Origin of the sequence: Massilia scottii (assembly GCF_030846495.1) — a bacterium.
GTDB classification, from domain to species: domain Bacteria; phylum Pseudomonadota; class Gammaproteobacteria; order Burkholderiales; family Burkholderiaceae_D; genus Telluria_A; species Telluria_A violaceinigra.
Window position 1 is genome coordinate 14,952 of sequence record NZ_JAVCWM010000041.1, and the last position, 20,366, is coordinate 35,317.

At 59.9% G+C, this 20,366-nt stretch carries 19 protein-coding genes, 2 tRNA genes and 1 pseudogene; 16 read left to right on the forward strand and 6 right to left on the reverse strand.

Features of this window, described 5'->3' with window-relative positions; genetic code table 11:
- Window positions 1-288 precede the first annotated feature (288 nt).
- The gene (locus tag RBA41_RS31750; RefSeq protein WP_306628347.1) at window positions 289-771 is read left to right on the forward strand and encodes a nuclear transport factor 2 family protein; all 483 of its coding nucleotides are present in this window, start codon (window positions 289-291) and stop codon (window positions 769-771) included.
- A 52-nt stretch (window positions 772-823) separates the two neighbouring features.
- Here RBA41_RS31750 and RBA41_RS31755 read toward each other — a convergent pair whose 3' ends face one another.
- On the reverse strand, window positions 824-1,237 hold the full coding sequence (locus RBA41_RS31755) for a hypothetical protein (protein WP_306628348.1): 414 nt from the start codon (window positions 1,235-1,237) through the stop codon (window positions 824-826).
- 292 nt (window positions 1,238-1,529) lie between these two features.
- On the opposite strand from RBA41_RS31755, the gene carA reads away from it, so the two are divergent.
- The 4 genes from carA to RBA41_RS31775 all read left to right on the forward strand — a co-directional run bounded on the left by carA (window position 1,530) and on the right by RBA41_RS31775 (window position 6,965).
- Window positions 1,530-2,699: a glutamine-hydrolyzing carbamoyl-phosphate synthase small subunit gene (gene carA, locus RBA41_RS31760; RefSeq protein ID WP_306628349.1), complete on the forward strand. Its 1,170-nt coding sequence runs from the start codon at window positions 1,530-1,532 to the stop codon at window positions 2,697-2,699.
- A 10-nt stretch (window positions 2,700-2,709) separates the two neighbouring features.
- Entirely contained in the window at window positions 2,710-5,940 is a 3,231-nt protein-coding gene (carB, locus tag RBA41_RS31765; RefSeq protein ID WP_306628350.1) for a carbamoyl-phosphate synthase large subunit, read from the forward strand.
- Between the two features lie 96 nt (window positions 5,941-6,036).
- Window positions 6,037-6,516, forward strand: coding sequence for a transcription elongation factor GreA (gene greA, locus RBA41_RS31770; protein ID WP_099880509.1), 480 nt, complete (start codon window positions 6,037-6,039; stop codon window positions 6,514-6,516).
- Entirely contained in the window at window positions 6,516-6,965 is a 450-nt protein-coding gene (locus RBA41_RS31775) for a DUF4149 domain-containing protein (RefSeq protein ID WP_306628351.1), read from the forward strand. Before greA ends, RBA41_RS31775 begins: the two co-directional genes overlap by 1 nt.
- Before the next feature lie 67 nt (window positions 6,966-7,032).
- On the opposite strand, the gene RBA41_RS31780 is transcribed toward RBA41_RS31775, so the two are convergent.
- Window positions 7,033-7,503 carry a YhbY family RNA-binding protein gene (locus RBA41_RS31780; RefSeq protein WP_306628352.1) on the reverse strand — a complete coding sequence of 157 codons (471 nt, stop codon included), beginning with the start codon at window positions 7,501-7,503 and terminating at the stop codon, window positions 7,033-7,035.
- A gap of 41 nt (window positions 7,504-7,544) precedes the next feature.
- Between RBA41_RS31780 and RBA41_RS31785 the strand changes: the two genes are divergently transcribed.
- The 7 genes from RBA41_RS31785 to RBA41_RS31815 all read left to right on the forward strand — a co-directional run bounded on the left by RBA41_RS31785 (window position 7,545) and on the right by RBA41_RS31815 (window position 13,425).
- The gene (locus RBA41_RS31785) at window positions 7,545-8,231 is read left to right on the forward strand and encodes an RlmE family RNA methyltransferase (RefSeq protein WP_306628353.1); all 687 of its coding nucleotides are present in this window, start codon (window positions 7,545-7,547) and stop codon (window positions 8,229-8,231) included.
- 192 nt (window positions 8,232-8,423) lie between these two features.
- Entirely contained in the window at window positions 8,424-10,313 is a 1,890-nt protein-coding gene (gene ftsH / locus RBA41_RS31790; protein WP_306628354.1) for an ATP-dependent zinc metalloprotease FtsH, read from the forward strand.
- 97 nt (window positions 10,314-10,410) lie between these two features.
- The gene (gene folP / locus RBA41_RS31795; RefSeq protein ID WP_306628355.1) at window positions 10,411-11,247 is read left to right on the forward strand and encodes a dihydropteroate synthase; all 837 of its coding nucleotides are present in this window, start codon (window positions 10,411-10,413) and stop codon (window positions 11,245-11,247) included.
- Between the two features lie 22 nt (window positions 11,248-11,269).
- Window positions 11,270-12,607, forward strand: a complete 1,338-nt coding sequence (gene glmM / locus RBA41_RS31800) for a phosphoglucosamine mutase (protein ID WP_306628356.1) — start codon at window positions 11,270-11,272, stop codon at window positions 12,605-12,607.
- A 159-nt stretch (window positions 12,608-12,766) separates the two neighbouring features.
- Window positions 12,767-12,843: transfer RNA gene (locus RBA41_RS31805), tRNA-Pro, on the forward strand.
- Between the two features lie 71 nt (window positions 12,844-12,914).
- Window positions 12,915-12,991, forward strand: a tRNA-Arg gene (locus RBA41_RS31810).
- A gap of 170 nt (window positions 12,992-13,161) precedes the next feature.
- Window positions 13,162-13,425, forward strand: coding sequence for a type II toxin-antitoxin system ParD family antitoxin (locus RBA41_RS31815; RefSeq protein ID WP_306628357.1), 264 nt, complete (start codon window positions 13,162-13,164; stop codon window positions 13,423-13,425).
- Window positions 13,426-13,577: 152 nt separating this feature from the next.
- Here the strand turns inward: RBA41_RS31815 and RBA41_RS31820 are convergent, their stop codons facing one another.
- A complete protein-coding gene (locus RBA41_RS31820) occupies window positions 13,578-14,429 on the reverse strand; it encodes a metallophosphoesterase (protein WP_306628358.1) in 852 nt (283 codons plus the stop codon).
- A gap of 173 nt (window positions 14,430-14,602) precedes the next feature.
- On the opposite strand from RBA41_RS31820, the gene RBA41_RS31825 reads away from it, so the two are divergent.
- Window positions 14,603-15,031, forward strand: a complete 429-nt coding sequence (locus tag RBA41_RS31825) for a hypothetical protein (protein ID WP_306628359.1) — start codon at window positions 14,603-14,605, stop codon at window positions 15,029-15,031.
- Window positions 15,032-15,129: 98 nt separating this feature from the next.
- Here RBA41_RS31825 and RBA41_RS31830 read toward each other — a convergent pair whose 3' ends face one another.
- From RBA41_RS31830 to RBA41_RS31840, 3 genes are all read right to left on the reverse strand, one after another.
- The gene (locus RBA41_RS31830; protein ID WP_306628360.1) at window positions 15,130-15,630 is read right to left on the reverse strand and encodes a nuclear transport factor 2 family protein; all 501 of its coding nucleotides are present in this window, start codon (window positions 15,628-15,630) and stop codon (window positions 15,130-15,132) included.
- A gap of 115 nt (window positions 15,631-15,745) precedes the next feature.
- A complete protein-coding gene (locus RBA41_RS31835) occupies window positions 15,746-16,129 on the reverse strand; it encodes a nuclear transport factor 2 family protein (RefSeq protein WP_306628361.1) in 384 nt (127 codons plus the stop codon).
- A 63-nt stretch (window positions 16,130-16,192) separates the two neighbouring features.
- Window positions 16,193-17,362: an NADH:flavin oxidoreductase/NADH oxidase gene (locus RBA41_RS31840; protein ID WP_306628362.1), complete on the reverse strand. Its 1,170-nt coding sequence runs from the start codon at window positions 17,360-17,362 to the stop codon at window positions 16,193-16,195.
- A gap of 141 nt (window positions 17,363-17,503) precedes the next feature.
- On the opposite strand from RBA41_RS31840, the gene RBA41_RS31845 reads away from it, so the two are divergent.
- The 3 genes and pseudogenes from RBA41_RS31845 to RBA41_RS33540 form a co-directional block, all read left to right on the forward strand.
- On the forward strand, window positions 17,504-18,475 hold the full coding sequence (locus RBA41_RS31845; protein ID WP_306628363.1) for a LysR family transcriptional regulator: 972 nt from the start codon (window positions 17,504-17,506) through the stop codon (window positions 18,473-18,475).
- 80 nt (window positions 18,476-18,555) lie between these two features.
- A complete protein-coding gene (locus tag RBA41_RS31850; RefSeq protein WP_374709634.1) occupies window positions 18,556-19,212 on the forward strand; it encodes a M949_RS01915 family surface polysaccharide biosynthesis protein in 657 nt (218 codons plus the stop codon).
- Window positions 19,213-19,478: 266 nt separating this feature from the next.
- A pseudogene (locus RBA41_RS33540) lies at window positions 19,479-20,351 on the forward strand (chemotaxis protein CheB); the annotation flags it as partial.
- Window positions 20,352-20,366 lie beyond the last annotated feature (15 nt).

Sequence of the window (20,366 nt, forward strand, 5' to 3'; positions counted from 1 at the left end):
AATGAAAACAGGCCCGCTTCACCGTGGTGATGTGGGCCTGCTGACGCGTTGCCCCGGCCGTGATGCGGCCAGTCGGACATGCATGTTTGATATTATAGATCAACTTAAATTGCAAAATGGAACTGTATTTATGAATTGTTGTTTTTGATTACTTTTTACTGATGATTACACCTCGGCGCCTTGCATGACTGCGCGGTGTCCGCTACCGCGCTGATCCGGTTTTTCGGTGCTGCCTGGTGCGGGTAATCACGCCGGCGATCGCGTATGTTGTCGTTTTGATTCGAGGAAATGTCCATGAGCGCTACCGAAAACCGTCCTCCATTGCCGCCCTTTACGCACGACGCGGCTACGCGCAAGGTGCGCCTGGCCGAAGACGGCTGGAATTCGCGCGACCCGGCGCGCGTGGCGCTGGCCTATACCGCCGACAGCCGCTGGCGCAACCGCGCCGAATTCGTCAGCGGGCGCGAGGCCATCGTGGCCCTGCTGACGCGCAAGTGGGTGCGCGAGCTCGACTACCGGCTGATCAAGGAGTTATGGGCCTTCGGCGGCAAGCGCATCGCCGTGCGCTTTGCCTACGAGTGGCGCGACGACGCCGGCAACTGGTTCCGTTCATACGGCAACGAGAATTGGGAGTTCGACGAGCACGGCTTGATGGCGCTGCGCCATGCCAGCATCAACGACCTGCCGATCAGGCAAGAGGAGCGCAAGTTTCACTGGCCCCTCGGGCGCCGCCCGGACGATCATCCGGGGCTGAGCGAACTCGGTCTGTGATTGCAGTTTTTGTTTGCGCGGTCCGGCGATCCGGCGATCCGGTGCCGCCGGGTCAGGAGTGGATCAGCGGACCTTGCGGCGCCGAATCGGCGGCGTTGGTCCGTTCCAGCCATTCGAGCAGCAGCGGCATGTCGCGCACCTCGATTTCCGGACCCTGGACGAAACCGACCTGCGTCAGGTTGCTGGCGTCGCACACGAGCTTGTTTACAGTGGGCGACAGTTCGACCATCCTCCCGTACGATTTCCACACCTTGCTTTCCCACTTGTGCAGGGACGAGTCGTTGAAACGGTTGTTCTCGAAGTAAACGGTGACCGAGCCATCGCTGTTGCCGAAACCAACCATGCCAGAGCCGTTCTTGAGCATGTCCTTGACCGCGTCGTCCGCGCTCACCTTGGGCACGAAGACCGCTGCCCGCCCGCCCGGGCTGGGGCGCTCCATCGGCGTATCTTTTCCAAACGTAGACATAATCACATTTCCTGGTAAATGTTTGCCTCGGGATGCTGTAATAAATGTATAGAGGACGGCCGGTCATGTCCAGTAAAAGCGCGAAAAGCGACGTAATCAGGCCCGGCGGCGATTGCCGGGAAGGCCGCGTTGCGCTATAATTCGGAGGTTTAGCCATTCATACACCTACCGTAGCGACTACCCACCATCCCTCATTCAAAATGACACCATCCCCCTGAGCGCAAGCGCACCGGGAAACCATGGTCGTCGGTCTGACGTGGCGCAGCTACGGTAACTTTATCAGGAGTTGCCCTTGCCGCCATTTTTTTCTGGCCCCGCCGTTCCAGCCATCCTGGCTCTCGCCGATGGAACGATATTTAAAGGTTTTTCCATTGGCGCCGCCGGCCATACCACCGGGGAAGTCGTGTTCAACACGGCCATGACCGGTTACCAGGAAATCCTGACCGATCCAAGCTACTCGCGCCAGCTGGTCACGCTGACCTATCCGCACATCGGCAACACGGGCGTCAATCCGGAAGACGTCGAGGCAAGCAAGGTCCACGCCGCAGGGCTGATCATCCGCGACTTGCCGCTGCTGGCATCGAACTTCCGTTCGACCCAGTCGCTGTCCGATTACCTCAAGGCCGAAAACATCGTCGCCATTTCCGGCATCGATACCCGCAAGCTGACGCGCCTGTTGCGCGAAAAGGGCGCGCAGGGCGGCGCCATTTTGGTCGGCACGCAGGGTAACGAGCCGTCGCAGGTGCAGGCACTGGAACTGGCGCGCTCGTTCCCGGGCCTGGCCGGCATGGACCTGGCCAAGGTGGTCTCGACCACCGCCGCCTACGAATTTACCGAAACGGAATGGAAGCTCGGCGTTGGCTACGGCAAGCTGACCGACCCTGAATTCCACGTGGTCGCCTTCGACTACGGCGTCAAGCGCAACATCCTGCGCATGCTGACCGAACGTGGCTGCAAAGTGACCGTGCTGCCGGCCCAGTCCAGCGCCGCCGACGCGCTGGCGCTGAACCCGGACGGGATTTTCCTTGCCAACGGCCCGGGCGATCCGGAACCGTGCGACTACGCGATCGCGGCCAGCCGCGAACTGATCGAGCGCGGCATCCCGACCTTCGGCATCTGCTTAGGTCACCAGATCATGGCGCTCGCTTCCGGCGCGCGCACGCTCAAGATGAAGTTCGGCCACCACGGCGCCAATCACCCGGTGCAGGATCTCGATTCGCGCAAGGTGATGATCACCTCGCAGAACCACGGTTTCGCGGTCGACGCGCAAACCCTGCCGGCCAACTGCCGCGTGACCCACGTATCGTTGTTCGACGGCTCGCTGCAGGGCTTTGCCCGCACCGACAAGCCGGCCTTCTGCTTCCAGGGCCACCCGGAAGCCTCGCCGGGCCCGAACGATGTAGCTTACCTGTTTGACCGCTTCATCAGCATGATGCAAGCCGCTGAGAAAAACGAATTGTAGAAAGAGCCCAATGCCAAAGCGTAGTGACATTAAAAGTATTCTGATTATTGGCGCAGGCCCGATCATCATCGGCCAGGCTTGCGAGTTCGATTATTCCGGCGCCCAGGCGTGCAAGGCGCTGCGCGAGGAGGGCTACAAGGTCATCCTCGTCAACAGCAACCCGGCGACCATCATGACCGACCCGGAAATGGCGGACGTGACCTACATCGAGCCGATCACCTGGAAAGTCGTCGAGCGCATCATCGCCAAGGAGCGTCCCGACGCGATCCTGCCGACCATGGGCGGCCAGACCGCGCTCAATTGCGCGCTCGACCTGCACAACAACGGCGTGCTCAAACAGTACAACGTGGAGCTGATCGGCGCCTCGCCGGAAGCCATCGACAAGGCTGAAGACCGCTCCAAGTTCAAGGAAGCGATGACCAAGATCGGCCTCGGTTCGGCGCGCTCCGGCGTGGCCCACTCGATGGACGAATCGTGGGCGGTGCAGCGCGAAATGGGCTTCCCGACCATCATCCGCCCATCGTTCACCATGGGCGGCACCGGTGGCGGGATCGCCTACAACGAAGAAGAATTCGAGACCATCTGCAAGCGCGGCCTGGAAGCGTCGCCGACCAAGGAACTGCTGATCGAAGAGTCCCTGATCGGCTGGAAAGAGTACGAGATGGAAGTGGTGCGCGACAAGGCGGACAACTGCATCATCATCTGCTCGATCGAAAACCTGGACGCCATGGGCGTGCACACGGGCGATTCGATCACCGTGGCGCCGGCGCAGACCTTGACCGACAAGGAATACCAGATCATGCGCAACGCGTCGCTCGCGGTGCTGCGCGAGATCGGCGTCGACACGGGCGGCTCGAACGTGCAGTTCGCGATCAACCCGGCTGACGGGCGCATGATCGTCATCGAAATGAATCCGCGCGTCTCGCGTTCGTCGGCGCTGGCCTCGAAAGCGACCGGTTTCCCGATCGCCAAGATCGCCGCCAAGCTGGCCGTGGGCTTCACGCTCGACGAACTGCGCAACGAGATCACCGGCGGCGCAACGCCAGCCTCGTTCGAGCCGTCGATCGACTACGTCGTGGTCAAGATCCCGCGCTTCACGTTCGAGAAATTCCCGGCCGCCGACCATCACCTGACCACCCAGATGAAGTCCGTCGGTGAAGTCATGGCGATCGGGCGCACGTTCCAGGAATCGTTCCAGAAGGCCCTGCGCGGCCTGGAAGTGGGCGTCGATGGCCTGAACGAGAAAACGCGCGACCGCGAGAAGATCGAAGAAGAACTGGGCGAGCCGGGTCCGGACCGCATCTGGTACGTGGGCGACGCCTTTGCCCAGGGCTTCACCCTGGAAGAAGTGCATCAGCTGACCCACATCGATCCGTGGTTCCTGGTGCAGATCAAGGAAATCGTCGACATCGAACTGTGGCTCGATAACCAGACGCTGGCGGCGATCGACAAGCCGACCCTGTACAAGTTGAAGCAAAAAGGCTTCTCGGACCGCCGCCTGGCCTTCCTGCTGCACACGAGCGACAAGGTCGTGCGCGAGACGCGCCACGCGATGGGCATCCGTCCGGTGTACAAGCGGGTCGACACCTGCGCGGCCGAATTTTCGACCGACACCGCGTACATGTACTCGACCTACGATGAAGAGTGCGAGTCCAACCCGAGCGACAAGAAAAAGATCATGGTGCTGGGCGGTGGCCCGAACCGCATCGGCCAGGGTATCGAATTCGATTACTGCTGCGTGCACGCGGCGCTGGCGATGCGCGAAGACGGCTACGAGACCATCATGGTCAACTGCAACCCCGAGACCGTGTCGACCGACTACGATACGTCGGACCGCCTGTATTTCGAGTCGCTGACGCTGGAAGACGTGCTGGAAATCGTCGCCATCGAAAAGCCGGTCGGCGTGATCGTGCAGTACGGCGGCCAGACCCCGCTGAAGCTTGCGCTCGACCTGGAAGCGAACGGCGTGCCGATCATCGGCACCTCGCCCGACATGATCGATGCGGCCGAAGACCGCGAACGCTTCCAGCAGATGCTGCAGAAAATGGGCCTGCGCCAGCCGCCCAACCGCACCGCGCGCACGGAAGCCGAAGCACTGGCGCTGGCGCAGGAAATCGGTTATCCGCTGGTGGTGCGTCCATCGTATGTGCTGGGCGGCCGGGCGATGGAAATCGTCCACGAACAGCGCGACCTGGAACGCTACATGCGCGAAGCGGTCAAGGTATCGCACGATTCCCCGGTGCTGCTGGACCGCTTCCTGAACGACGCCATCGAAGTCGATGTCGACTGCATTTCGGACGGCGAAACCACCTTCATCGGCGGCGTGATGGAGCACATCGAGCAGGCTGGCGTGCACTCGGGCGACTCGGCCTGTTCGCTGCCGCCGTATTCGCTCTCGCCAGAGACCATCGATGAACTCAAGCGCCAGACTTCGCTCATGGCCAAGGGCCTGAACGTGGTCGGCCTGATGAATGTGCAGTTCGCGATCCAGAAGACCGAAGTCGATGGCGTGATGGCCGATACCGTGTTCGTGCTGGAAGTGAACCCGCGTGCCTCGCGCACGGTGCCGTTCGTATCCAAGGCCACGGGCCTGCAGCTGGCCAAGATCGCGGCGCGCTGCATGGTCGGCCAGTCGCTCGAATCGCAGGGCATCACCAGGGAAGTCATCCCGCCGTTCTACAGCGTGAAGGAAGCGGTGTTCCCGTTCGTGAAATTCCCGGGTGTGGACACCATTCTCGGACCCGAGATGAAGTCCACCGGTGAAGTCATGGGCGTGGGCATGACCTTCGGCGAAGCGTTCGTCAAGTCGCAGATGGGCGCCGGCGTCAAGCTGCCCGAATCGGGCAAGGTATTCCTGTCGGTGAAGGGGTCGGACAAGCCGCGCGCGGTGAAAGTGGCACGCGACCTGCAGTCGATGGGCTTCCAGGTCGTCGCGACCAAGGGCACGGCGGCGGTGATCACGGCGGCGGGCATTCCGTGCCAGGCCGTGAACAAGATGATCGAAGGCCGTCCGCACGTGGTCGACATGATCAAGAACCACGAGATCGCGCTGGTGATCAACACGGTCGAAGAAAAACGCAGTGCGATCGTCGACTCGCGCCAGATCCGGATTTCGGCTTTGGCCGCGCGCGTGACGACATACACTACAATAGCGGGTGCGGAGGCTGCGGTCGAAGGCATGCGTCATCTCGACGAGTTGCGCGTCTACGATTTACAAGGCCTGCATAAAACCTTAAACTAAGCAGCACGCAAGACCTCTTGACCACAGGGCGCGCGCCGGGAGCTTTCCGGCGCGTGCCCTGTGGTTTTCACTTTTCAGTAGAAACGCGAATACGACATGAACACATCAGTTCCACTTACCAAATACGGCGCCGAACTGCTCAAGGAAGAGCTGCATCAGCTCAAGACCAAAGAGCGCCGCATTGTGATCGACGCGATCGCCGAAGCGCGCTCGCATGGCGATTTGTCCGAGAACGCCGAATACGACGCCGCCAAGGAGCGCCAGGCATTCGTCGAAGGCCGCATTGCGGAGCTGGAAGGCAAATTGGGCGCCGCGCAGATCATCGATCCGGCCACCCTGGACGCCGAAGGGCGCGTGGTGTTCGCCTCGACCGTCGACCTGGAAGACCTGGACAACGGCACCAAGGTGACCTACCAGATCGTGGGCCTGGACGAAGCGGACCTCAAGCTCAATAAGGTGTCGGTCACCTCGCCCATCGCGCGCGCGCTGATTGGCAAGTACGCCGGCGATGTGGTCGAAGTGCAGGCGCCATCGGGCCCGCGCGAATACGAAATCCTCGAAGTCAAGTACATCTGATGCTGCTGGCGCGGGCCCGTTTGCTGCTGGTGACGGCGTGGGCGGGCAGTTTGTGGACGGTGGGTTACCTGGTTGCCCCGACCTTGTTCCGCACCCTGTCCGACAGCGCGCTGGCCGGGACCATCGCGGGCAGCATGTTCAGGAGCGAGGCGCTCGTGTCGCTGGTGTGCGGCGTGGGTTTGCTGGTGTTGCTGGCGCTGGAGAAGGGCGTCGATGCGAAGCGCAGGCGCTTGCTGATGCTGGTGGCGGCCGGGATGCTGGCGCTGATGGCGGCGAGTACGCTGGGACTGGGGCCGATGATGGCGGCACTGAAGGAAGCGGCGCCTGGCGGCGTAATGGAGCCGGCCGCGCGCAAGCAATTCGGCATGCTGCACGGGGTCTCGATGGTGTTGTATCTGATTCAGAGCGTGCTGGCGGGGGTGCTGGTGTTCAAGAACCCCAGGCCGTAACCCCAGCCACCGTCGTTCCCGCGCCAAGGCGGCCCTCGGCGAAAACGACGGTAGTGCAACGCTGGGATTATTTCCCCAGCGCGCCTTTCTTGGGGCTGCTCTGGCGCGGCTTGGCGCGCTTGATGGTGCCGCCTTCCGTCACGCGCTCATTACCCTTGATCATGACCTTGGTCACGGACGGACGCTTGGTACCGCTTGCGCTCGCTTTAACAATGGTAACTTCGCGCATTCCTTTACCCGACTTGCCGCTGCGTTCCTTTACCACTTCCACTTTGGGACGGTAAATGACCAGCAGTTTGCCGATGTGTTGTACCGGAGCCGCATCGAGTTCGGTACAAATGTTCTCGTAGATTTCTGTGCGCATGGCGCGGTCGTCGCCGAACACGCGGACCTTGATCAGGCCGTGCGAGTCGAGGCTGGCCGAGATCTCCTTGATCACGGCTGGCGTCAGGCCCGCTTCGCCGATGATGACGACAGGCTTGAGCGCATGCGCTTCAGCGCGCAGTGCACTGCGCTCGACGGGGGTAAGTTTTTGCATAATATTTTTAGATAGTCCTTTAAAAGCAGTATTCTACGCGAATGGCAAAGAACAAATTAAACAAAAACTGGTTGCACGACCACATAAACGACCCCTACGTGAAGTTGGCGCAGAAAGAGGGTTACCGTGCACGCGCCGCCTACAAGCTCAAGGAAATCGACGAGAGCGAGAAGCTGATCAAATCCGGCCAGGTCATCGTCGACCTCGGCTGCACCCCGGGCAGCTGGGGCCAGTACGTCCGGCGTAAGCTGGCCGGCAAGGATGGCGGCGGCATCAACGGCACCATCATCGGCCTCGACATGCTGCCGATGGAGCCGATCGCCGACATGCACTTCATCCTGGGCGACTTCCGCGAGGCGCGCATCCTGCGCCAGCTCGACACCATCCTGGCCGGGCGCAAGTGCGACCTGGTGCTGTCGGACATGGCGCCGAACCTGTCGGGCATCCCCACGGCCGATTCGGCCCGCATGGAGCACCTGATCGACCTGGCCATCGAATTTTCGCAATTCCACATGAAACCCTCCGGCGCCCTGGTGGTGAAATGCTTTAAAGACATGGGTTTCAGCCAGATCGTGGAGAAATTCCGGGCCGAGTTCAAGGTCGTCAAGCAGATCAAGCCGAAGGCGAGCCGCGACAAATCGTCCGAAATTTTCCTCGTCGGTAAGGGTCTGAAAAATCCTACCGACAAGAATACCGCACTGGAAGACGAATCTCCCCTTGATATTTGATGGGTTTAGCCGCACATCAGCCAAGGAAAGCCGCAAAAGGCATGGGAATTGGGTAAGAATTGCCTAATCTTCATGGCTTTTCAGTAGTTTTTCAGCCCGGCAGCGGGGCGTGCGTGGCACCGCCTGCTTATTGCGAGTAAAATCGGCGTTCTAAAATCGGTAAAAAGATGCGCCTGCATCGAAGGAGTTTTCGTGAATAATATGTTTTCAAAATCCGCCATCTGGGTAGTCGTTGCCCTGCTGTTGTTCATGCTGTTCAGACAGTTTGACAACCACAGCGCTGCCGGCGGCAGCAAGGCCATCGCTTATTCCGAACTGCTCGATGAGGTCAAGGCCCGTCGCATCAAGGATGTGGTCATCGAAGGTCAGAACATCACCGCCACGCGCTCGGATGACACCAAGGTGCGTGCCACCGCGTCGATGCTCGACCGCGGCCTGGTATCGGACCTGCGCGATGCCAATGTGCATTTCGACATCAAACCGCCTGAAGATCCATCGTTCCTGACGACCTTGTTCATTTCCTGGTTCCCGTTCCTGTTGCTGATCGGCGTCTGGGTCTTCTTCATGCGCCAGATGCAGGGCGGCGGCAAGGGTGGTGCTTTCTCCTTCGGCAAGTCCAAAGCACGCATGATGGATGAAACCAACAACACCGTCACCTTCGCCGACGTCGCCGGTTGCGACGAAGCGAAAGAAGAAGTCAACGAGATCGTCGACTTCCTCAAGGACCCGACCAAGTTCCAGAAGCTGGGCGGACGCATTCCGCGCGGCGTGCTGATGGTTGGTCCTCCGGGCACCGGTAAAACCCTGCTGGCGCGCGCCATCGCCGGCGAAGCCAAGGTACCGTTCTTCTCGATTTCCGGTTCGGACTTCGTTGAAATGTTCGTCGGCGTCGGTGCGAGCCGCGTGCGCGACATGTTCGAGAACGCCAAGAAACACTCGCCTTGCATCATCTTCATCGACGAGATCGACGCGGTCGGCCGTCATCGTGGCGCCGGCATGGGCGGCGGTAACGACGAGCGCGAACAGACCTTGAACCAGTTGCTGGTCGAGATGGACGGTTTTGAAGCCAGCTCCGGCGTGATCGTCGTGGCCGCCACCAACCGTGCCGATGTGCTCGACAAGGCGCTGCTGCGTCCGGGCCGTTTCGACCGCCAGGTCATGGTTGGCCTGCCGGACATCCGCGGCCGCGAACAGATTCTCAATGTGCACATGCGCAAGGTGCCTATCGGCGCCGACGTCAAGGCCGACATCCTGGCACGCGGTACGCCCGGCTTCTCGGGCGCCGACCTGGCCAACCTGGTCAACGAAGCAGCCCTGTTCGCCGCGCGCCGCAGCAAGCGCCTGGTCGAAATGAGCGACTTTGAAGATGCCAAGGACAAGATCTACATGGGGCCCGAGCGTAAATCGATGGTCATGCGCGAAGAAGAGCGCCGCAACACCGCGTACCACGAGTCCGGCCACGCCGTCATCGCCAAGCTGCTGCCGAAGGCCGATCCGGTGCACAAGGTCACGATCATGCCGCGCGGTTATGCCCTCGGCCTGACCTGGCAGCTGCCTGAGCACGACGTCCTGTCCGGCTACAAGGACAAGATGCTGGAAGAAATCTCGATCCTGTTCGGTGGCCGTATCGCCGAAGAACTGTTCGTCGGTCAGATGTCGACCGGCGCGTCGAACGACTTCTCGCGTGCCACCAAACTGGCGCGTTCGATGGTGACGCGTTTCGGCATGAGCGACAGCATGGGCGTGATGGTCTACGAGGATAGCGAGAACGAAGGTTTCTTCGGCGGCGCCACCAAGACCATTTCCGAGGCGACCCAGCAAAAGGTCGATGCGGAAATCCGTTCGATTCTCGACACGCAGTACGCGCTCTCGCGCCGCCTGCTGGAAGAGAACCGCGACAAGGTCGAAAAAATGACCCGCGCGCTGCTCGACTGGGAAACCATCGACGCCGACCAGATCAACGACATCATGGCCGGGCACGAGCCGCGCGAGCCGAAGTCGGGTGTGCTGACCAAGCGCACGCCGCCTCCTGGCGACAGCGGCTCGGGCGGGGTTTCACCGAACGCGACAGCACCGGCGTAAATTTCTCCGGTTCTTGCAAGGTTGTATATAATGCCGTTCAGACAAGACTGAACGGCATTTTTTATGGTCGATCAATTAACAACATGATGTAGACGGAATGCGACAATATTTTCAATGCGGCCGCTTTGGCTTCGACCTGGCGGCCAAACCGCTGGTCATGGGCATCCTCAACGTCACGCCTGACTCGTTTTCCGATGGCGGGCGGTTCCAGGCGCTTGAGTTTGCGCTCTCGCGCGCCGAAGAAATGGTGAGCGAAGGCGTGGACCTGATCGACATCGGCGGCGAATCGAGCCGTCCGGGTGCGCCCGCCCTCGCGCTCGACGAGGAATTGCGCAGGGTGATGCCGGTGCTGTACGCGCTGCGCGACCTCGGCAAGCCCTTGTCGATCGATACCTACAAGCCCGAGGTGATGCGCGAAGCGATCCTGGCCGGGGTCGACATGATCAACGACATCAACGCGTTTCGCGCGCCCGGCGCCCTGGAAGCGGTGGCGGGCAGCGACTGCGCGCTGTGCGTGATGCACATGCAAAGTACGCCGCAAACCATGCAGCAGGAACCCGTCTACGGCGACGTGGTGCGCGAGGTCACGGATTTTCTGCGCGAACGGGTCGAGGCCATGCTGGCCATCGGCATCGAACGCCAGCGCATCTGCATCGATCCGGGTTTTGGATTCGGCAAGACGGTGGAACACAACTATGCCTTGTTGCGCAATATCGGCAGCATGCAGCGGGAACTGGGGCTGCCCGCGCTGGCGGGCGTGTCGCGCAAATCGATGATCGGCGCCGTAACCGGCAAGCCGGTCGAGCAGCGCCTGGCCGGCAGCCTTGCGGGCGCACTGGCTGCGGTGGCCCAGGGCGCGCGCATCGTGCGCGTCCATGATGTAATTGAAACGGTAGATGCACTCACAGTGTGGCAAGCTGCCACCATTCATTAATTTATTCAACAAAAGAGAAAACATGGCACGTAAATATTTCGGTACGGACGGTGTGCGCGGGCTGGTTGGCGTGGCGCCGATCACCCCTGATTTCGTGATGCGCCTCGGCTATGCCGCGGGTAAAGTCCTGGCGAAAACCAACGCCGCTTCCGGCCGTCCAACGGTCCTGATCGGCAAGGACACCCGTATTTCCGGTTACATGCTTGAATCGGCGCTGGAAGCGGGCTTCAATGCCGCCGGTGTGGACGTGATGCTGGCCGGCCCGATGCCGACCCCGGCCGTGGCCTACCTGACGCGCGCGCTGCGCCTGTCGGCCGGCGTCGTCATTTCGGCGTCGCACAATCCGTTCCAGGATAATGGCATCAAGTTCTTCTCCGAACACGGCACCAAGCTGCCGGATGCGGTCGAGCACGAAATCGAAACCATGATCGACCAGCCGATGGAATGCGTGTCGGCCGAAAAGCTGGGCCGCGCCAAGCGCCTGGAAGATGCCAAGGGCCGCTACATCGAATTTTGCAAGAGCACCTTCCCGAACGAGCTCGACTTGCGCGGCCTGCGCATCGTGCTCGACTGCGCACACGGCGCGGCTTACCACATCGCACCGCACGTGTTCCACGAGCTGGGCGCGGAAGTCATCGCCATCGGCAACAAGCCGAACGGCTTTAATATCAACGATGGCTTCGGCGCGACCGCACCGAAAGCCATGGCCGCGGCCGTGCTCGAACACCGCGCCGACCTGGGCATCGCGCTCGATGGCGACGCCGACCGCCTGGTCATGTGCGACGGCGCCGGTCGCATCTATAACGGCGACGAGCTGCTGTATGTGATGGTGCGCGACCGCATGACGACCGGCCCGGTTGCCGGCGCGGTGGGTACGCTGATGACGAACATGGCGCTGGAAGTGGCGTTCAAGGAACTCGGCATCGGCTTTGCGCGCGCCAAGGTGGGCGACCGCTACGTGCTGGAAGTGATGAAGGAAAACGGCTGGCTGTTCGGCGGCGAAGGTTCGGGCCACTTGCTGGCACTGGACAAGCACACCACCGGCGACGGTATCGTGTCCGCGTTGCAGGTGCTGTCGGCGCTCAAGCGCAGCGGCAAGAGTCTGGACAAGTGCTGCAAGGAACTGACCTTGTATCCGCAGACGCTGATCAACGTGCGCGTGCCGGCCGGCTTCGACTGGACCAAGCATCCCGACATGGTGGCCGAGAAGGAAGCCGTGGAAGCGGAACTGGGCGATACGGGCCGCGTGCTGATCCGCGCCTCCGGCACCGAGCCGCTGATCCGCGTGATGGTGGAAGCGAAGAGTGCGCAGGTCGCCGAATCGACCGCGCGCAGGATTGCCAACAAGGTTCCGGCGTAAACAGGCAGCAGCGAAGGGGGAGGGCGCGGCCGTGTTGACGGCGCGCAGGCAGGCAAGTTGATGGCATGAAGATAGAGTTTTCCGGGTTTCAACATTTCACAGAAAACTTCACGATGTGCCGTTGACGTTTGCGAGTCCCCCGACGTATAATAACGTCTTCGGAGTGTGGCGCAGTCCGGTAGCGCACCTGGTTTGGGACCAGGGGGTCCAAGGTTCGAATCCTTGTACTCCGACCAAGTTAAAAGACGGGCTGTCATTCATTTGACGGCCCGTTTTCATTTCCGCGAGGTTTCCTCCCCGCGACAGACTGCCCATAGCTCAGTTGGATAGAGCATCAGCCTTCTAAGCTGAGGGTCACAGGTTCGATTCCTGTTGGGCAGGCCAGTATTCATGCAGGTTTCAGGGCTTTTTGCTCCCGCACTTGCTCCACAAAATTAGGTAGTGCTCCACAAAACCTCATCCTGATTGGTTGCGCGAACCATATCGCGAATACTCGGTCGAACACTTACAGTTTGTGCGATTCAGTATGAGATATCGGGGAGATCGGAATGACTATGAAGATCGTACTGGCAACGCAATTTGAAGAAATGGCGCGGGCAAAGGTGGTTTCTGGTCTGTACTCATCAGCGAGTCAGGTCATCCACAATGCGCCGCGAACTATGCATGAGCATCACCAAGTTCAAATTGCAAAGCTCGCTGAGCTCCGTCAGGATATTCAGGACGGGCTGGACAGCGGCCCGGCTGTCGATTGGAATCCCGATGAAATCAAGCTCTCCGGACGGGCGATGCGTGCCGCCAAGGTAGAAAATGGTGCTTGAATACCGGCTGTCGTGATCCGTCCCGGCGCCCGCATCGACCTTGACGCGATCTTGGGTGCTATCGTGCAAGATAGAGCAACCAGCGCCTAGCGCCGTCGTCGACAGGGTTAGTGCCGAATTCACACTGCTGGCCCAGCGAATCGAACTCGGCGTTAACGCAGTGTGCAGATCACCAGTTCCGGGTCCGCATTGATACGCAACGGAATCAAAGTGCATCCAAACCCGCGGCTGACGATCATCGTCCCGTTGCCGGGCACCGGAAATTCGCCGTAGCAGTATTGACGCGACAGCGGCCCTGTGGGCTGCACCACAGGCGCTCCGTCACGGCGCGCGACCTGCCCGCCGTGTGTGTGTCCAGCGAAGGCAACGTCAAAGACTTCTTTGTCCAGATGCATGAGCCCATCCGGAGAATGCGTCAGGAATAGCTTGACCTGTCGCGATTCCGAGAACGTTCGGGCCGCGTCTGCGTTACCCGTCCATGGGTCATCGATGCCGCAGACGCTGACCATGTCGAACGGGGCCGGCAAAGCGATGTTGCGGTTAACCAGGACATGCGCACCCATATCCCGCAAGGCGGTTTCGATTGATTTGCGCCCGTGCCGGATATCGTGATTGCCGATGACGGCATAGATTCCTAGAGCGGGGGCGTACGCTGTCAGAACATCGCGCAACCGGTCGACATACCTGGCATCGAACGAAACGTAGTCGCCGCCGAGCAGTAGCACGTCCGGGCGCAGCAACAGCAATTGATCGCGCAATAGATCGAACAGACCTGCATGCGTTGTCGGTCCGGCGTGCAGGTCTGAGACAAACCCAATCCTCAGCGGAGCCGGCAATGGTTTTTCCCTGTTCACGCTCATTTCATAGCGCACGACCCTGAGTTTGCCATGCCAGCCCCATCGATAACTCCACGCTGCCACTTTGCCGCCCAGGAGCATAACGTTGAGTATCCGTTCGATGATATTGCGAATAGGGCGGTGGCGCTTCGCGGTAATATCTGACATATAGGATTCCGAATGCTGGACCGCGCACTGTACTACATGGCGGCCCTGCGCTGCGCGTCCAGCCAAAGAATGTGCCTGCAGGCGCGATATCCCCTGGTTTAAGGAGCGACTAATCTTGATATCATGCTTCTCGCTTGTAGCGTGAGCGAAACCCGACAACCAGATGAGATGCCTTGAATTCCTTTTCCTTCGTGCGCCGCGCAGGCTTAATCCTGACATTGGCAGGCATCTGTGCAGCGCTTCTTTTATTGCGACCCGCACCACCCCAGTCATTTCCCATTCGCGATGCTTGCAATACGTTTGTGAGTCAAGTCTCTCCGACCGTAACGCCAGCGCTCCGGCGTGGCAAGCACGGTCTTCATATGGCGATCAGTTTCACGCCCGCAAAGGATGCAGAGTCCGATGCCATCACCGACGCAGTCGAGGCGGGAACGCGGAAACTGGTCATTCATCCGGGTAAGCAGACGTTAGAAGCGGTCGGCATTCAAAACCAGAACCTGATCCTCGCCGTAAAGTCGCGCGAGCATGCGCAAGAGCTTCTGCGGCTCCTGTGCTTCTCGCGTCCTGATGAACTGGCCGACGTGGCGGCAATACCTGAGTAACCCGCATCTCGACCTTGTCGGCGGTTGCGGCCGCAAGGACCCTTTGCGATGGTGCGACCCCAAGGTACGCAGCGGCAGCCAAGCGATTGCCGATGAGGTCAGGGCGCGACGTGGGTGTGATAAATCTTGCTGACCACGGTCCACTTGCCGTCGACCTTCAGCAGGTGAAAGAAGTCGGTGAAAGAGAAGCCTGAAACATCGTTGGTGTCGATGCGCGCACTGGCGGAGGTGCCCACGATGTCGATGCTGACAATCACACCCTGGGCTTCGGGTGAGGGGCGAAATGGCGGGTTGTCGATGGCGTTAAACAGTTCTTGGATCGGACCGCCTGCCAGCTTGCCTTTGGCATCGACGCCGAAGATGGTCGCCTGCGCGCTGAAAGCTGGCTTTATGATGCTGCTCCTGGCCTGTTTGCAGCCCTCGCTGTATTTGCCCAGCACCTCAACGATGGCTTGGTAATCCTGCACGTAAGTAGGTTTGCTCATGGCTTTGCTACTGTTAACTTGTTGGCCGCCCGGCAGGACTTCTGCTTGAGCAGTCGCGCCCAGGCCAGTCATGACTGCCAGGAAAAACAAAGTCTTGATAAAAGTATTCTTCATTTAATTGCTCTTTGATGAGGGTCGCAATGACTGATTGTTGCTCGGCTGAAAAAAGTACAGCAGACACTGCGGGAAGCCTGACCTCCCGCACGTGTTCAAGGCCGACTAAGCGTTTTTAAGGTGCGACGTGGGTGTGATAAATCTTGCTGACCACGGTCCACTTGCCCTCGACCTTCAGCAGGTTGAAGAAGTCGGTGAAGCAGAAGCCCGAGACATCGTTGGTGTCGATGCGCGCACTGGCGGCGGTGCCCACGATGTCGACGTTGACGATCCCCCCTTGGGCATCAGGAGATGGATGGAAATCGCCGTCGATCGTGTCGAACAGGCCTTGGATTGGACCGCCAGTCAGTTTACCGTCGCCATCGACGCCAAAAATCGTTGCGTGTTCGTTGAAAGCAGGTTTCATGATGCTGCTTTTAGCCTGTTTGCAGCCTTCGCTATACTTGTTCAGTACCTCGACGATGGCTTGATAATCTTGCACGTAGCTTGGTTTGTTCATGTTTCACTCCTTGTTGTTAATTCAAATCGTCGTAAAAACCGGCCGTGTTGGCCGGCATGGGAATCATTCCCTGTGGCCATTCGCAGCGGTATCCACTATTGGGACCCATGGTCCCAGCTGGAGAAGTTTGCTTGCGCGGTGGTCGAGCCACCAGCCGGCCTGAACATTCCAGTCGGCATACGCCGCACCCGGACTGACCGCCCCTAGCGTCTGCTGTGCATGCAACGGAAAGTGTGGATCGCGCAGAGCCGCATGACCAAGCGCTACCAGGTCGGCCTGGCCAGAGGCGATGACAGCGTCAGCCTGCCGCGGATCGTCGATCATTCCCACGGCCATGGTGCCGATGTTTGCCTCGCGACGAATCTGTGCAGCGAACGGCACTTGAAAGCCATAGCCGCTGGGATATTCGTAGACGCCGAAGCCACCGGACGAGCAATCGATGACGTCGACGCCGACCGCCTTCAAGGCCGTGGCGAAAGCGACACTGTCTTCAATCGTCCAACCGCTGGTGCTGCCATCGACTGCCGACAAGCGCACGAACAGCGGCTTGTCCTGCGGCCACACCTCACGCACTTCGCGAGCGATCTCCAGCGGCAGGCGAATGCGGTTCTCGAACTCGCCGCCGTATTCATCGCTGCGGTCGTTGGTCAGAGGTGACAGGAAAGCGTTGAGCAGAAAACCATGCGCGTAGTGCAGCTCGAGCACATCGAAACCTGCCCGCAGAGCGCGTCGTGCCGAAGCGACAAAATCCGAACGCACCTTGGCGATGCCGTTTGCATCCAGGGCGCCAGGTACCAGCCAGCCCTCTGCGACCGGGCGCGCACTCGGTGACACGACTGCCCACGGGTGTTCGCCGCGTGCCGCATCGCCTTCGTTCAGAGGACCGTTACCTTCAAAGGCTCTCTGGATGCTGGCTTTCGGCCCGGCATGCGCAATCTGGATTCCGGGCGTTGCACCATAGGCCTTGGCAAAAGCCGCGATGCGTGACAGGCCTTGTATATGGGCGTCATCCCACAGGCCCAGATCGCCATGTGAGATCCGTCCTTCGGGCGAGACCGCTGTCGCCTCGACCATCAGCAGGCCGAAGCCGCCGAGAGCGAAACGTCCGTAGTGGATGGCATGGTAATCGCTGGCATGACCATCTGTTGCCGTGTACTGGCACATCGGACTGAGGGCGAAGCGGTTGCGCAGGGTGATGCCGCGCAGGGTCAGGGGCTCAAAAATTTTGCTCATGGTTTTGTTCTTGAAAGAGGGTTCTGGTAGACGGATTGAAGAAACAATGTTCCGCTGTCGTGATTCGTGATCACGTCACTTGATGTCATCAGTATGGAGATCGGCGATAATGACGTAAATAGTCATAAGCTGAGATACCGTATGAACAAAAACGTCATAATGGAAGACCCGGATCGGGCTGAAGGCATCGAAGGCGCACCTCTTCCGCCACCGGTGCATCTTCCCGGTCTTTTCACATTCGAGGCTGCCGCCAGGCATTTGAACTTTGCTCGCGCTGCCGCGGAAATGGGCGTCACGCCAACTGCCGTATCACGCACGATCAAAAATGTAGAGGCCCAACTGAATGTGCGGCTATTCAATCGCACCACACGTAGTGTCAGTTTGACCGAGGCTGGCGCCTCATTGAACGCAGCATTGACACCTGCGCTTGCCCTGATCAAGGACTCCTTGTCGCAGGCATTGCTCGCGACTGATCAACCGTCGGGCACAGTGCGCGTCAATTCTTCCTACGTCGCATACCGACTCTTGATTGAACCGCATCTGGCTTCGTTCTTTGAGAACTTCCCGATGATAAATGTCGAGATATCGCTGGATAATCAGCTTGGCGATATCGTCAACGCCGGTTTTGATATCGGCATACGCATGGGGAAAAATGTACAGAACGACATGGTCGCAGTGCAGTTAGGGGCGGTCCAAAAAAGAATCGTGGTGGCTGCCCCGGATTATTTCCTCGAGCGGGACGAACCAGAAACGATTGATGAACTGCTCAAGCACAACTGCATTCGCCAGCGCTATTCTGTTGGGGGCAGATTGTATGACTGGAAGTTCGAAGACAGAGGCCAAACGGTTCAAATCGATGTTCAGGGGCGCGTTATTTTTGACGAAATGCGGTCTGTCCTTGATGCTGCAATACAAGGCCACGGCATCGCGTTCATCCTGGAAGATTTTGCGAAACAAGAGTTAGCAAACGGCGTGCTGCGCCAGATCCTGAGGCAGCATCGCGGATGGGACGGCGCTTTTCATCTCTACTATCCGCATCGCAAGCACATGCCAGGAAAGCTGCGCGCATTCGTTGATTTCATGCGCGCTGCAAATAGAACGACAACGTCGTGATGTACCAGAGTATCTGAACAATGCCGTTCCTCCGGCACCGTTGATCTTGCGGAAATTACAAATAATGAAGGCGTAGAAGAATGTCGATAAAATCCGCAGTACCCGCAATCGCAATGTTCGTGTTGTCGCTGACCTTGGCAGCATCCCCGTCCGCATTTGCCGCCGAGGTGGAGCACACCCCAGTCACGTCCGCCATCCTGAAATCCGAACGCATCACCGTGCCCGGCAAGCTGGTCAAGGCCGCGCGCTTTGCCGACAGCGCTGGCGAGCACATTCTGGTCGTCAGTATGCGGACCGGACCATCGAACGCCTTCAACGCAGAGCCCGGCCGCGACGAACTGTACGAACTGTTCTCCTCGCTCTACACCCGCAAGGCCAATCGCTGGGCCCGCACATGGCTGATCGAAGACGCGAACGACTGCCCCGTCATCGATTCATCGGCCAGTTTTTTCCCCAAGTACATCACCGTCACCGATCTCGACAACAACGGCGTCGCCGAAGTGACCGTTCCGTACACGATGTTTTGCAGCGGCGGCGTCGATTCCAGCGATTTGAAGGTCATCATGCGGCAGGGCGCGCAAAAATTCGCCATGCGCGGACGCACGCTGACCGGTACCAAGGGTGGTTCGCCATATGGCGGAGAAATGGTGTTCGATAAATCGCTGTCGCTGAAAGAAAACGCCGTGTTCAAAGCGCATGTGAAATTCATCCGCGACAAGGTCTACATCGAAAATTGATACGCTGCGCTAACAAGGCCATGCGGCCGCCAGCAAGGCGCGCGCCGCCGCCGGCACATGCGTCGACCTGGCCCTGAGCGCCTACCCGCACCTGCTCGACAAGAAGTATCAGCAGCTCGCGCCGCAGTTCGTGCACAAGCTGCTCGAACCGCAGGATGTCCAGGCTAAGAACCACACTGGCCGGTGAGCCCCAATGTTATAGTACGGCCCTGCGCTTGCCGCCGCTTGCGACGCGGTTCAACTCCACGAAGCACCATCAACCTGCCATGAAAAAAACCAGCACCACATCGCGCAAGCCGGCCAGCCAGTCCGCCACAGCGCCTGCCCATGCGTTCGCAACGCAGCCAGCGGCGTTCGCTATTGTGGGCATCGGCGCCTCCGCTGGCGGCCTGGAAGCGCTTGAATTATTCTTATCGGGTATTCCTGCCGACAGCGGCATGGCGTTCGTCGTCGTGCAGCACCTCGATCCCTTGCACAAGGACATCATGGTCGAGCTATTGCAGCGCTGCACCAGCATGCCCGTGCTGCAAATCAGCGACCGCTAGCGGGTCGAACCGAATCATATGTACGTCATTCCGCCGAACCGCGATTTGTCGATACTGCACGGTGTCCTGCACTTGCTGGAGCCGGCCGCGCCGCGCGGACTGCGCTTGCCGATCGACTATTTCCTGCGCTCGCTGGCCGCCGACCAGCAAGCCAGCAGCATCGCCGTGATCCTCTCCGGCATGGGCTCGGACGGCTCGCTGGGCTTGCGGGCGATCAAGGAAAGCGCGGGCGCGGTGTTCGTCCAGGATCCGGAAACGGCCAAGTTCGACGGCATGCCGCGCAGCGCCATCGACGCCGGCCTGGCCGACGTGGTTGCGCCCGCCAACGCGCTGGCCAGCCGCATCCTCGACTACCGGCGTCACGCGCCACTGCTGGCCACGCCGCCCGACCTGAGCTTGTCCGACGCCGACGGCAGCGCACTCGACAAGCTGGTCGTGATCCTGCGCGCCCAAAGCGGGCACGATTTCTCGTTTTACAAGAAAAGCACCATTTACCGCCGCATCGAGCGGCGTATGAGCCTGCACCAGCTGGCCAGCATTGCCGATTACGTGCGCTACGTGCGCGACAATGCGCACGAAGTGCAGCTGCTATTCAAGGAATTGCTGATC